This is a genomic window from Ornithinibacillus sp. FSL M8-0202 (assembly GCF_037975285.1).
GTDB classification, from domain to species: domain Bacteria; phylum Bacillota; class Bacilli; order Bacillales; family Amphibacillaceae; genus Ornithinibacillus; species Ornithinibacillus massiliensis.
The window spans coordinates 2,167,476-2,180,242 of sequence record NZ_CP150248.1 but is presented as its reverse complement, the minus strand read 5'-3'; the positions used below and the strand labels follow the sequence as shown (position 1 = coordinate 2,180,242).

Sequence of the window (12,767 nt, the reverse complement as noted above, 5' to 3'; positions counted from 1 at the left end):
ATTCCTAACTATTTCTTCCTAGCCTTGAGTATAAACGTCGCCGGAATTAGCTTCGCCTTGTTGACCGAATACCACCGGTGATTATTACCTTCCGTTGCTACATTGGGCAATACAACGTCATCGATTACTTTCTCTATTTCAAACCCAACCGTAACAAGTGTATTTATGTAAGTACTTAACTTTCGATGTGGTATGATGACCGTATTATTCCATGCTTCATTATACTCGGGACCCTCTTGTAGGTAAGACTTATCTAGTATATATGAATCGTCTACTCGCTTTATTCGGTCATGCATCGGATGCTCCCAGCTGAAAACGAACATTCCACCAGGCTTTAAATATCGATGGATATGTGTCAGTGTTCTCTCTAATTCAACTGTCCACCCTAAAGCATAGATAGAATACACTATATCAAAATAATCCTGAGGTAGTCCGGGATTTTCTTCCATAGGGGATTCATATAGCTTTACAAATCCTTGCTGCTCTTGGAGTAGTTCTTGAGCAGTTTCAATTTGCTTCTTCGTCAGATCTAATCCCCATAACTCCTTCGCCCCATTATTCCCCATATATTGCAAAGAATGTCCGCTTCCACAGCCAATATCAAGCACTTTCTTATTAGCAACCTCCCCAAACAGATGTAAATCATTCTCGGTTGGTGCAAATGGGCCTAATTCCGGTAGTGCAGTTCTGCCAAAAAAACGCTCAGCCGATTGCTCCCAACCTGCTTTATTTAACTGTAATATTTCTTCCGTTTTCATACCCCTCATCCCCTACTTATTAATACTTGTAGATAAAAGCATACCAAACCACAATGATTAAGAAAATAAAAATATTTCCGAAACTAAATCTACTTTCCTTCGTAAGAACATTATCAATGCCTGATACAATCTTTGGAAAAATGATACAATAAAGATAGGAATAATCAATGTAAGGAGGGATATTCATGGTTGACTTCCAAATTGGGGATATGATTTTTCAATTAGCCTTTATTGCTTTCATTATACTTATCGCAATCGTACTTATTAATTTAATTCGTTCTTCCAGAAACGTAAGAAGCAGCTAGATGAACTTGCAGAAAAAGTAGACGCACTTCAATCCAAATTAGAAAAATAGGTCATTATAACTATTCGTATCCTTATGACTATCGGATGATTACCAATTGCTTTGTTTAGGCTACAATAAATATAAGCATGGTGAGTCGTTAGGGTGGGACCTTCACTTCCCTCTGGATCCATTTTATTGGTGAAAGGGGGGATGCCTTTGGATATCGTAATATCTATATTGATGTTACTCATCGCAGCGGGGTCTTTTTTGATATCGTTGCTGGAGTTTATAAGGCGGTTGATTGACGACAAGATTAACAATAAGTGAACCCCCACCCGTGACGGCTAAATCACTTTAGGGTGAGGGTTCTTTTGTTCATTTTTCAATTGTTAGATGTTCAGAGGGAACTCCCCCCAAAACTTCTTAACCATGTGCGGGCCGGGGATGATCGGTAACATCCTCGGTTCATATTATGCTAATTTGGCTATTATTATACATCTTACCTCTTTATCTGTCTACAGCCCCTCACCAACTATATCCCCCCATCATTTCATAAAACATTTATTCTCCCTATATTCATTTATCAGAATATTTATGATAAGCTAAATTAAAATACGAATAGGAGAACAAATATGATGTCATTAGAAAATACATTAACCAACTACTACAATAGCTGGAACGAAGGCTTCTCATCAAAGGATGATGCCAAAATAAGAAGCTATATGTCAGAACGATTTGTTGGTATTTTCGGCTATTCATCGATAGAAAAGCCTGAAGAATATCATTACAACTACGATATTAAAGCTGTGCTAAACCAATACAATGACCAAACTAGAAAAGAATTTGAGATCATATCCACTATGGAAAGAAGAAACGGAGAGAACTATGTGATAGTTGGTCTAGAAACGAGCTACATAGACGGGACTCCCCATCGAGCACACTGTATGTATATCTGGGAGCGAGAGAATAAGGAATGGAAATTACTGCGAGAGTTTATCGAAATAGAACAGTAGGAGGAAAGGCATGAAATACATAGTAAGAATGATTATTATTACCTTCTTCATGGTACTTTTAACCGCTTGTAATGAGAATTCTATTGAAGCAATGGTTACAATTAAAAAAAGTTCAAACGCTAACAATATGGAAGCCATTAAAGAACTACATTTAGGGACTTTATATGAATATGAGTATGAATGGAAACAAGCAAAAGAAACTTGGATTAAAATATGGGCTGAGGCTTATCAGGACGGTGTAAAGGTAGAGCCTAATTTGGCAGAATTGAATTACGGACGAGAACCAAATGAAGATGTTGTTACGGAACCGCTTGGATTTGGCATCATCGAAACGGACGATGAAGACTTTATCATGCTATATACTGGGAGTATTAAACAAGGCCCTAAGAAAATTACGTTAGAAGACTTCAAAAATGTTACGGCCAGTGCATGGGATGAAGCTTTTCAAAAAGAGTTAACGATGGAACTAGGCGAAACGAAAATCATCGGTGCTTATCGTGATACCTCAAATAATACGTTACGATCAGGGTACAACTTACAAGACGAACATGACATTAAGCAGATGATCGAAACCTATGACACTGTAATATTGTTTAAGATGAAAGTAGTGGAAGAAATTGAATAAACTCACTCATGCTATTGCATTAAGAAAACAAGAGAAATATCGTAAATCCAGTCAACTATTACTTGAAATATGGGAAGACTTAAGCCAGCACGAAAAGGCAATCCGTTTTTATGCAGATAAGTCAGATCAAGTATGGACATGAAGGAAAGGGACTGGATGTATGATACCAGTTCCCTATTTCTTAACCCTATTACCCCGCTTGAATTACTAAGAAGAAGCCCAAACATTTACTTTCATATCTGCCGAAAAATATAGACTATACTATTAGATAGGGAGTACTGATGTGTTTAGATTAACGAGTTTTCGTTCTATTTGGTTAGGAAATGCTACTTCTGAGTTAGGCGGGGCATTGTTTACGGCGTGTAATTCTATAATCATTTTTCAACTAACAGGGTCTACTGCTGCACTCGGTTCGGTTTGGTTAATTTACTATATTACCTCCTTCTTTATGCAGCTATTTATTGGCCCCTATATAGACCGTTTTAGTCGTAAGTGGATTATGATTCATTGCCAGTTAATTCGAATGATACTAGCAACTCTACTTCTTGTCCTCCTGTTAAATAATGCCTTTACTATTACCTATATTTTTATCGTTCAGGTGATTGTTGGGTTAATTATGCCAATCTTTATCCCTGCTAATCAGGCTATACTTCCAACTGTCATGAAGCAGGAACAATTAGCTAGTGCTAACGCTTCTCTGGATAGCACCCGCCAAGTGGTGGTCATGGTAGGACCACTTATTGCGGGGCTATTCGTAGACTATCTTGCGGTAGAATGGGTATTACTCATCATTGCAATCGCATTTGCAATAAGTACTTTACTATTACTGCTAGTGAAGGAAAACTATCAAAAGTCAAGTGTACGGAATCCTTGGATCAAGGAATTCCAAGAAGGGCTTGCCTCTTACTTTGAACATAAATTAATCGTCTGGCTTGGTGTATTTTTCGGGTTTGTTCAGTTTGGAGTTGGTGTAACGATAGTCACAACGATTCCTTATATTACATCCATTCTTGATCAACCTTACTCCGCATATGGAATATTTATGGCGTGTTTCCCAATTGGTTATACGATTGGAGCAATCATTAATCGCCGATTTGTGAATGTAAAGGGGCTCGGAATGCTTTTTAGCGCTCTCTTTATTGGCGGATGTACCTATCTTTCTTTAGGCTTTACACCTTGGTATGGACTAGCAGTCGTCACCGAATTAATTGCCGGAATCGTAATAGCAATCTTCAATATCTATAACATTACATTAATCCAACAGACCATTCCGAACCATCTTATGGGGAAGGTTACCTCTGTCAGATTACTGATTATGCGTACGATGATGCCCTTAGGAATCTTGTTTGCAACCTTAACTTCTCCTTATGTAAGTATTCGTACCTTGTATTTGGTTATAGGTAGCATTATCTGCATAACGGCTATTATAGGTTACTTGTATTTAAACAAAAGAATCACGACACCTCTTTTGACCACTTTTGAGAAGCAGACTGCTGTAAAATAATATAGGGGGGTGTAATGTGAGCAAGGATGTGCCGGTCTCAACATTGCACTTTCCCCTTTTATTATTGACTAACACTATTATGGATTCAGAATAGGTATCCCTCCTCATGACTATAACTGTGATTTTCCAAATTTTGGTACAGTAATAAAGACAGATTCGCTTGGAGGTTAAAATGTCTATGAAAACGATACAGATTTCTAAATATATATTAAATATTTGGGACGAGAAGCTTTTACCAAACTTTGATTTACTCTTCTTTTCTTAGGATAGCGAATCACTTATTCCCCCGTTAGGACCAGATATATTAGTTTTCACTTCAAAGGATTTTTTTCAAGACAGTAGCATTAATACCATTGATGTTATTAATAGCTATCAATTATGGGGAATTAAGAAAGAGCTTATTTCATATGTATGTGTGGTCCATCCTACTGTCTTACCAAGATTAGAAAAAGAGACCCTAACAGAGATTTTAATGATTCAACGACAGCTTAATAGTGGGTTAGTTATTGAAAGAAGTACAGTAAGTCACCTAGTAGAAGCTAGTCAACATACAGAGATAAACCAATTGGTGGATAGATATACTTTCGAAGAAGATTCGAAACAATGGTTTAGTATGCATCGCTCTCTATGGAATCATTTCGATCAGGAAACAAAATACGCATTTCTATCTTATTTTGCTCAACAGTTCATCGATGATGTTTCCATAGATGATAACAAATTAGCAAGGTTAAGAGAGCTATATCCACATCTTGCACCATACTTCAATTCGTTTGCTACAGTTAATGGAGCTAATTGTCTTGCAGCAACGCTTGCCGGAATTTCCGAGCAAGGGGCTGAAACGGATTGGATTATCTCACAATGGGTCTTTGAAAGTACGCTATTATTTGCACTAAAAACAAAGAAGTATAGTAAACAACCTTTTATTGAAGGAGAATTACACCCCCAAGATGTACTCCTTTGGAGAGATCATCACAATCATGTTATTCATGCCTGTTACCATTTGGAAGATGGATATTTCTTTAATAAGCATGGAAAAACACTTTTCAATCCGTGGCAAATTATTACCATGGATAATCTTTACAAGACCTGGGGGCGTGAAGGAATGGAATTATATAGAAAGCAAATATAGTAATACTTAAGGAGGGAATTCACATGAGTAAAAAGCGTTACATTGCGTACTTTGTATCTGGTTTTATCATTGGAATATTTATTTTACCCGCCTTTTTAGAGTGGTTAGGGTTCACTTATTCGTTTGCAGATGTATTAGAGCTTATTTTCGGTGAGCCGAATTTGTTTAATCGAATCATCGTCGGATTATTGCTAGTTATTTTCTTAATTTGGATTGGTCGGGGTCTTTACAAAGGATATAAGAAGCTTACATAGTAGATTTTGTGTTACAGAGAGGGAAATAAATGATTCCGTGAACAATGGAGAGATTTCCTGTTAGCTAGAATTAGGCTCTAATTCATGGATCTCTTGAAATTATAAATAAAGTTGTGCCACTTGGTACAACTTTATTTTTTTACTGTATGAAGTGAAATCACATCTATTATTTTTATATTTCCCCAAACCTAACAGAATGCTGTGTCGTCTATAATAGTAAGTGAGGTGAAAATACATGAGTGAGCTCGAGCGTGCTTTTTCTATAGAAGATACTGTCGAAGATCGCGAACAAATAATTGATGACCTAATGCATCAACATGGTGACGACATCCTCCACCTTGTCTATACATATGTTAAAAACCGGACAATAGCCGAGGATTTAACACAAGAAATTTTTATTAAATGCTATGAGAAGCTGGATCAATTCAAGCAACAATCTTCTATCAAAACATGGGCCTTTCGAGTTGCCAGTAACCATTGCAAGGATTACCTAAGAAGCTGGCATTATAGGAAAGTGATTCTCAATGAGAAGGTGTTAGACTACATCCCCTCTAAATCAAAGCAAGTTGAAGATGTCGTCATTACGAAAAGTGAGGATAATCGTTTAGCAAATGCTGTGATGAGTATACCGGTTAAATACAGAGAGGTTGTTTTTCTTCATTACTACAAAGAGTTATCCTTAGCGGAGATTAGTACTATTACTGGTGTTAATATCAATACGTTAAAAACAAGATTGAAGCGAGCTAAAGAACTAATAAAGAAAAAAATGGAGGAGTTGTCATGATGAACAATCCTTTTCAGAATTTAAACAGAGCAATGAAGAACACGGTATTTAAGGATGTTACGTTTTCTAATGAACGAAAAGAAGCGGTAAAAGAGGCGATTCGCGCTCAGCATCATCAAACAGAGCTTTCATCATGGAAGGAAGAAACGGTTCATTCCATATTACAGTTACTTCAACATGAACCAAAGAAGGGCTTTGATATTTCTAATCAATTGCTACAACATAATGAGCTTAGCTTTCAACAGAATGAAGGTCAATTATATACATTGTTACACTTACTTGAGAATAAGGAGCTCCTCGAATCCCATTGGGAAGAGGATCAAAAATACTATTCCTTATCGCTTAAGGGGAAAAAGTGGTTATCTAGATTCAGTCAAGGAAGTGTGAAACACCGTCTAGCTCTTCATTCATTAGTTGAGGAGGTATCACAGTGAGCCACTCCCATTTTGAGGAATATTTAACAAAGGTAACCTCGAAGGTGAAATCGAAAGAGGCTCGTGAAATGATAACGAAGGAGCTTCATTATCATCTAAATGAACTTAGTCAATCCTTCCAAAAGAGAGGCTTCCCTGAAGTAGAAGCGAACGATAAGGCTATTCAAGAAATGGGAGACCCCTCTGCACTTGGTGAAAATCTAAATCGCCTCCATAAACCAAAAATGGACTGGTTATTAGTCGGGATATTGTGTATTGTAGCCGCACTTAGTTTCCTTCCATTAATCGGTGGATTATATGACATTTTAAGGGAACCTGTTTCTTATTTTGTTAAACGACAAAGCTTTTGGTTAAGCCTTGCTCTACTTGTCATAATCGCTTTGATTGTATTTGATTATCGTAGGCTACAGCATTATTGGGTCTATTTTTACCTAGTCGGCGTGGCTATCCTTATATATACCTATTTCACAGGTTATGTACAAAATGATTCCATAACCTGGATACGTTTCTTTACCTTTAGCATCGACCCAAGGCCACTAACTTTATTTCTATTCTTCTTAGCATGGGCCAGTATTACCAATCAGATTAATCGATTTAATACATTGTTCAAGCAGGCACTCCTGCTGGTTCTTTTCTGGATCCCAATTTTGCTCTATTTAACACTACCAAACTATACGTTAAGTATCTTGTATGCTTTGTCCATATGTGTGATGGTCGCTTTTTCTCAAGGACTAAAGAGAATTGTCGTCAGAGTAGGTTCACTCCTATTTCTTAGCAGCGTTGTGCTCATTACGACAACCTTATTAACATTTCAGAATAGTACAGGAGCATTCCCTTTTTTACATCCAGATCTGGATTCTACTAGAGAGGGACATATTTATCAGATCCTAGGAAACATTTTCTCCCATGCTGGGTGGTTCGGTAACGGATTGGATCATGATTCTCTCATCGTATCATTACCTGGAAACCACACAGACATGGCCTTCCCCTATTTAGTTTATTCATTTGGATGGCTATTCGGGGTTATCCTATGTGTATTGCTACTGATGCTTATCGCTCGAGTTTGGAAAAATGGCATAAAAACGAAAGAAAGCTTTGGCAGAATACTCATTACCGGTGGAGCAACCTTACTAACGGTCCCAACGCTTTGGAATCTCCTGATGATGCTTGGCATTGTACCAATAATCGAATTTTCCTTACCGTTTATCAGTTATGGAGGAAATATGTTATTGTTTAATGCGGCGATTCTAGGACTAGCCCTTAGTGTTTATCGGAGAAAAGAGATTATAGCAACAACCGTTAGCAGTAATGGATGAATAACTATTAGCCTGTATGCCTATCTCCTGTAGAATTTTGGTATACAGGCTTTTTATTGTAGAGATTTCTTATAAAATTTCTGTAATAGTTGACGTGGTTATTCGTCAAATAAATAGGGAGGGGGAATAGTATGAAGGAGCACACCATAGAAGAATGGTTTCATAGCTATGAGAAAGATGTAACTAGTTTTTTAGTCTATTTTACAGGATCCTTGGATGTTGAAGATTATGTACAAGATACTTTTCTAATTGCTTTAAGGCAATTTTCAAGCTTTAATGCCAGTTCACACCCAAAAACATGGCTAATTTCTATAGCTAGAAATCAAGTAATAGATCGTTATCGAAGAAAAATGGTATGGGAAAGATTAAAACTTGTTCTATCAAATGAATATACAAGCCAGAACGTTACTGAGATCCATTTCATGCAAAAACTAGAACATAATGAGTTGAACAGGGCAATTCAGCAATTATCCCCTGCTTATCGAGAAGTAGTCATCCTCAGGGGCATTATGGAACTCTCCTCAAAAGAAGCGAGTTTTATCTTACAATGTAGTCCAAACAAAGTAAATGTAATGTTCCATCGCTCGTTAAAGAAATTAAAAATGATATTGGAAAAGGAGGGCTTTAGTTATGAAGGATAACCAATCTATTCAGGAAGACCTACATAACCTTCCAACACATTCCTTAAACAAGGAACAAAAACAACGAATTTTATTACATTTAAAAGCCGGGGTAAGACCCGTAACGAGAAAAGTAATACGATTACCAATTTTAGCTATGATAATTTCCATCGCCTTCTTTATGATTCTTGTTATTTACGAATTTAATGATAATAACTCCCTTCCTCAAACAGCACATTCCCCATTAGAACTTCATGCCATGGAAGGAAAAACCTTTATAATGCCTGGTTCTGGGCAAGAACTGATCGGGATTGAAGATAATGTAGCACTATTAAATGTGTTTGATCACTTTGTTGCCGAAGACACAAGAAGAGTTGCTAAATTAATGATCTTTTATTGGGGCAATCCATCTGAATTAATTGAAAAGAATTATCGAGTGGAGGCAATCAATTCCTATGGACAACAACTTACCCTATCAGAAGGCAGCCTAAATTCCCCACTTTATCAAGAGGATGCTCATACATTAACTAGCTTTTCGCCTTTTCCGACTGAAGGAACGTGGCAGCTATCCTTTTTAGTAGAAGATGAAATACACGGAGCTTTTACACTAGAGGTATTGCCGGCATTTCCAAAGACAGAACATTATACATTAATAGATTCACCACTAGAAATAGAAATTGGTCAAAAAACGGAAATATCCATTGAAAGTTCCTGGAAAGACAAAGAAGAAATTGAGGTGACCTTATTAGATGAAAACGGAATAGAAGTTGACTCAGATAATTTCTTGCAGAATGCAACAAATATTGATTCCGCAACTAATAATCCCATTTACCTCTATAGTGGCAGTCTATCGTTTCCAGAGAAAGGAACGTGGGTACTCGTTATTGATGGTGAGAAAACGGAAGTATTTGATAATTAGTAGAGACCCGAAAACAACTGGCATCCTAATCGAAAAGATTGTTATTAAGGACTTTTAGGGTATTCCTCTAAGTCCTTTTCTTATAAGTTACCCAAATTCTATCCTCTTTTATATGTTCAACTTCAAGTAACAATGTTAAACTAACGAAAGTAAGAATGAAATCGTTTCACTTCATCTCATTCGAAATTTAAAATAGGTAATCCTAATAACAGGAATAGATGTAACACAACATTTATGGACTATACGGGGAAGGAAATATACCAATGAGCATAATAACTGAGGATAGTAGGAATTTCATGAAAGCCAATCCACATTCCACCTACATTTCATTATCTAGAGAAGAATGGTCTAGTCTATATACTAGCCCTCCTATTGACCTATCCCAAATTGAAATCAAGAACTTGCAAGGGATAGTAGGAACCTTAACCAAAGATGAAATTTATAGTGCGTATCTTCCACTTATACAATATTTGTCTGTTCATATTCAGGCTACTAATCGCTTGCATAAGGCGAGAAATGATTTTTTTAAGATGGATACAAAGAAGCTACCCTTTATAATTGGAGTTGCTGGTAGTGTCGCAGTTGGGAAAAGTACGACATCACGGATCATTCAATCCTTACTTTCCAACTTACCTGATCGGCCAAAAGTAGATCTTGTGACGACTGATGGATTTTTATACTCTAATGCTGTTCTAAAGGAAAAAGGACTATCCGATCGAAAAGGGTTTCCAGAGAGCTATGACTTAAAAGCGCTGCTTGATTTTCTAACGGAAATTAAATCAGGAAATCCATGTGTTCAGGCTCCTGTTTATTCTCACTTACACTATGACATCATGCCGGACGAATACTATGATATTTGTCAGCCTGATATTGTGATTATAGAAGGAATTAATGTTTTGCAAACACCTAAACCGGTAGGGGATAGTATTCCGAGTAAGTTTGTTTCCGATTTCTTTGATATATCCATTTATGTCGACGCAAATGAACATCATATACGTCAGTGGTATTTGGAAAGGTTTAAGCTGTTAAAGGAAACGGCCTTTACAAAACCGGAATCTTATTTCCACCGCTATGCAACCTTAACCGACACCGAAGCAGAGGAATTCGCAACAGATATTTGGAATCGAATTAACAAGGTTAATTTAGAAGAAAATATCCTACCAACCAAGTTCCGAGCTGACATTATTATGGAAAAGAATCAAAATCATCAGGTACAGATGGTTAGAGTAAGAAAGATATGATGTTGATTTAAGACCTAAAAAATGGTAAAGGCCCCGTGAAATCGCTATTTGTCCTATTGATTTCATGGGGTCTCTTTTCTAATTCGCCATTTTATAGACATTCATCTGAAACTTTTCGCCAGCTTTTACGTCTAAATCTAACTCACATACAAAGGGGGGTGCTTCATGAATCCACCAGTAGAAAGACAGATAAAGGAACTATATGAAAGCTATCATCATGAAATTTTTAGCTTTATTTTTATCATGATTGGGGAACGACAGCAGGCAAAGGATCTAATGCAAGATACTTTCGTAAAGGCATTTATCCATTTGCAGGACTTTAGAGGGGATGCTAGTGCTAAGACATGGTTGTATCGTATTGCACGAAATGTAGCGATTGACTTTCTTAGAAGAAAAAAGCCTATATCCTATTACTTAGATTATTATTCTCCAATTCGTTCCAAGCAACCAACTCCAGAGGAGATTCTGCAACTAAATGAAAATAAACAACAGCTTTATCAGGCTCTTTCCCAGTTAAGAAAAGGATATAGGGATGTTATTATCTTGCGGAAAATCCAGGAGCTTTCCATTAAAGAAACCGCTGCAATCCTAGCTTGGAAGGAAAGCAAGGTCAAAACAATGCTACACCGTGGACTTGAAGCACTTCGAGGCGAATTGGAGAAGGAGGGTTTTGTCCATGAATCGAAATAATGAAAAACAGCATAACCTAGAGAACGAGCTAAAAGGTCTAAGCCAAGTTTCCTTAACAGAAGCGGAATCCACAGAAGCATTTCAGATAATCATGAATAGAATTAGTAAAACGAACAAGCAAGCAAATAGACGTCTATATGTAACCCGAGCTTTTGTTACCACTTCTACCTTATTCGTAATTGCTATCATAGGATGGTTTATATACAGTGGAATAAGTCCAGAACACGATTCATTCCGAAGCGCATCCAACTCCAATCAACTGGACGGGATTGAATTAGAAATCACAATAGATAAAAAACACTATTCCTTACATGAGGACCTTATCGCTAATGTCACCCTAACCAATTATACGAATAAACAAAGAGTAATCTATGTACCTACTTCAGTTGAGGAAGAAGAGGGCATTGCGGCTGTCATGATAGAAAAACGAAACGAAACAGCAGTCCAATTCTTAGACCCAAAAACTAATCTTGACCTGCCAAATATTAATGGGCGCGTATTCGATGATTATGTCCAAGTAACATTAGGAGCAAATGAAACGATTGAACAGAAGTTCCAGTGGAATAAAGCATTATTTAACCAGGAAGCAGAAGATATTGTGCCAGCGGATACAGGCGAATATATACTAAGCTCCTTTGTTGTATTAGATGATTTACAAGCTCAAACGGAAGATGATGAGCCTGAGAAGCAATTGATTACGAAGCTCACCCTTAATCTATATGATAAAGAAAAACCTCATGACTTATACACGGAAGAAGCATGTGCAGATACTGCTATCGTATGTGTTAATGCTAGGACAAAGGATAATGCTATCAAGGTATCGATTGGTAGTAGTCAATTGGGTAATGAAGAAGGTCGCATGATCATGGGAGACAGCTTCGAGCGTGATATAAACACGGAGACCCTTCTAGTAAAGCCTCATGGTACTATTACATTAGAATTTATCCATCACTATCCTGAAAAGCTCACTATCTATCAACTAGATCATCATGAGCGAGGAGAAGGAAAAGAGCTTGAACTGCCCAGCTTTCAGGCACCGGAAAAGTCCGGGTATTATACGTATGAAATTGATGGCGTCTACTCCAACGGCCATGCCATTCATTATTTAAAAATAAAAGTGAAATAAGTAAAATTGGCTGGTTTACGTTCTTTGGAATACAGAACGATAAACCAGCCAAATCAATACATCATGAT

At 37.1% G+C, this 12,767-nt stretch carries 15 protein-coding genes; 14 read left to right on the top strand and 1 reads right to left on the bottom strand.

What is annotated here, in order from left to right; translation table 11 throughout:
- Nucleotides 1–8 precede the first annotated feature (8 nt).
- Nucleotides 9–758, bottom strand: coding sequence for a class I SAM-dependent methyltransferase (locus tag MKY78_RS11370; RefSeq protein WP_339212736.1), 750 nt, complete (start codon nucleotides 756–758; stop codon nucleotides 9–11).
- A gap of 921 nt (nucleotides 759–1,679) precedes the next feature.
- Here MKY78_RS11370 and MKY78_RS11365 point away from each other — a divergent pair.
- From MKY78_RS11365 to MKY78_RS11300, 14 genes are all read left to right on the top strand, one after another.
- The gene (locus tag MKY78_RS11365; RefSeq protein ID WP_186868086.1) at nucleotides 1,680–2,057 is read left to right on the top strand and encodes a DUF4440 domain-containing protein; all 378 of its coding nucleotides are present in this window, start codon (nucleotides 1,680–1,682) and stop codon (nucleotides 2,055–2,057) included.
- 10 nt (nucleotides 2,058–2,067) lie between these two features.
- Nucleotides 2,068–2,682, top strand: a complete 615-nt coding sequence (locus tag MKY78_RS11360; RefSeq protein WP_339212734.1) for a hypothetical protein — start codon at nucleotides 2,068–2,070, stop codon at nucleotides 2,680–2,682.
- Nucleotides 2,675–2,824 carry a hypothetical protein gene (locus tag MKY78_RS11355; protein ID WP_186868084.1) on the top strand — a complete coding sequence of 50 codons (150 nt, stop codon included), beginning with the start codon at nucleotides 2,675–2,677 and terminating at the stop codon, nucleotides 2,822–2,824. The genes MKY78_RS11360 and MKY78_RS11355 overlap by 8 nt, the downstream gene beginning before the upstream one ends.
- Nucleotides 2,825–2,965: 141 nt before the next feature.
- Nucleotides 2,966–4,186 (top strand): MFS transporter, encoded by a 1,221-nt coding sequence (locus MKY78_RS11350; protein ID WP_339212731.1) that lies wholly within the window; start codon nucleotides 2,966–2,968, stop codon nucleotides 4,184–4,186.
- A gap of 415 nt (nucleotides 4,187–4,601) precedes the next feature.
- Nucleotides 4,602–5,315, top strand: coding sequence for a hypothetical protein (locus MKY78_RS11345; protein ID WP_339212729.1), 714 nt, complete (start codon nucleotides 4,602–4,604; stop codon nucleotides 5,313–5,315).
- 23 nt (nucleotides 5,316–5,338) lie between these two features.
- Nucleotides 5,339–5,569: a hypothetical protein gene (locus MKY78_RS11340; RefSeq protein WP_339212727.1), complete on the top strand. Its 231-nt coding sequence runs from the start codon at nucleotides 5,339–5,341 to the stop codon at nucleotides 5,567–5,569.
- Nucleotides 5,570–5,804: 235 nt separating this feature from the next.
- Nucleotides 5,805–6,353: a sigma-70 family RNA polymerase sigma factor gene (locus MKY78_RS11335; protein WP_186868080.1), complete on the top strand. Its 549-nt coding sequence runs from the start codon at nucleotides 5,805–5,807 to the stop codon at nucleotides 6,351–6,353.
- The gene (locus tag MKY78_RS11330) at nucleotides 6,350–6,787 is read left to right on the top strand and encodes a PadR family transcriptional regulator (RefSeq protein WP_186868079.1); all 438 of its coding nucleotides are present in this window, start codon (nucleotides 6,350–6,352) and stop codon (nucleotides 6,785–6,787) included. Before MKY78_RS11335 ends, MKY78_RS11330 begins: the two co-directional genes overlap by 4 nt.
- A complete protein-coding gene (locus tag MKY78_RS11325) occupies nucleotides 6,784–8,103 on the top strand; it encodes an FtsW/RodA/SpoVE family cell cycle protein (RefSeq protein WP_339212723.1) in 1,320 nt (439 codons plus the stop codon). Before MKY78_RS11330 ends, MKY78_RS11325 begins: the two co-directional genes overlap by 4 nt.
- 131 nt (nucleotides 8,104–8,234) lie before the next feature.
- A complete protein-coding gene (locus MKY78_RS11320; protein WP_339212721.1) occupies nucleotides 8,235–8,744 on the top strand; it encodes an RNA polymerase sigma factor in 510 nt (169 codons plus the stop codon).
- Nucleotides 8,734–9,642: a hypothetical protein gene (locus MKY78_RS11315; RefSeq protein WP_339212719.1), complete on the top strand. Its 909-nt coding sequence runs from the start codon at nucleotides 8,734–8,736 to the stop codon at nucleotides 9,640–9,642. Before MKY78_RS11320 ends, MKY78_RS11315 begins: the two co-directional genes overlap by 11 nt.
- A 263-nt stretch (nucleotides 9,643–9,905) precedes the next feature.
- A complete protein-coding gene (gene coaA, locus MKY78_RS11310; protein WP_339212718.1) occupies nucleotides 9,906–10,883 on the top strand; it encodes a type I pantothenate kinase in 978 nt (325 codons plus the stop codon).
- A gap of 165 nt (nucleotides 10,884–11,048) precedes the next feature.
- On the top strand, nucleotides 11,049–11,573 hold the full coding sequence (locus MKY78_RS11305) for an RNA polymerase sigma factor (RefSeq protein WP_186868076.1): 525 nt from the start codon (nucleotides 11,049–11,051) through the stop codon (nucleotides 11,571–11,573).
- A complete protein-coding gene (locus tag MKY78_RS11300; RefSeq protein WP_339212714.1) occupies nucleotides 11,560–12,699 on the top strand; it encodes a hypothetical protein in 1,140 nt (379 codons plus the stop codon). Before MKY78_RS11305 ends, MKY78_RS11300 begins: the two co-directional genes overlap by 14 nt.
- Nucleotides 12,700–12,767 lie beyond the last annotated feature (68 nt).

What these genes read in the sequence shown, in the direction of transcription:
- MKY78_RS11300 (WP_339212714.1), top strand. Translation starts at nt 11,560, where the DNA reads ATGAATCGAAATAATGAAAAACAGCATAACCTAGAGAACGAGCTAAAA.
- MKY78_RS11335 (WP_186868080.1), top strand. Translation starts at nt 5,805, where the DNA reads ATGAGTGAGCTCGAGCGTGCTTTTTCTATAGAAGATACTGTCGAAGAT.
- MKY78_RS11315 (WP_339212719.1), top strand. Translation starts at nt 8,734, where the DNA reads ATGAAGGATAACCAATCTATTCAGGAAGACCTACATAACCTTCCAACA.
- coaA (WP_339212718.1), top strand. Translation starts at nt 9,906, where the DNA reads ATGAGCATAATAACTGAGGATAGTAGGAATTTCATGAAAGCCAATCCA.
- MKY78_RS11360 (WP_339212734.1), top strand. Translation starts at nt 2,068, where the DNA reads ATGAAATACATAGTAAGAATGATTATTATTACCTTCTTCATGGTACTT.
- MKY78_RS11305 (WP_186868076.1), top strand. Translation starts at nt 11,049, where the DNA reads ATGAATCCACCAGTAGAAAGACAGATAAAGGAACTATATGAAAGCTAT.
- MKY78_RS11365 (WP_186868086.1), top strand. Translation starts at nt 1,680, where the DNA reads ATGTCATTAGAAAATACATTAACCAACTACTACAATAGCTGGAACGAA.
- MKY78_RS11330 (WP_186868079.1), top strand. Translation starts at nt 6,350, where the DNA reads ATGATGAACAATCCTTTTCAGAATTTAAACAGAGCAATGAAGAACACG.
- MKY78_RS11340 (WP_339212727.1), top strand. Translation starts at nt 5,339, where the DNA reads ATGAGTAAAAAGCGTTACATTGCGTACTTTGTATCTGGTTTTATCATT.
- MKY78_RS11320 (WP_339212721.1), top strand. Translation starts at nt 8,235, where the DNA reads ATGAAGGAGCACACCATAGAAGAATGGTTTCATAGCTATGAGAAAGAT.
- MKY78_RS11370 (WP_339212736.1), bottom strand. Translation starts at nt 758, where the DNA reads ATGAAAACGGAAGAAATATTACAGTTAAATAAAGCAGGTTGGGAGCAA.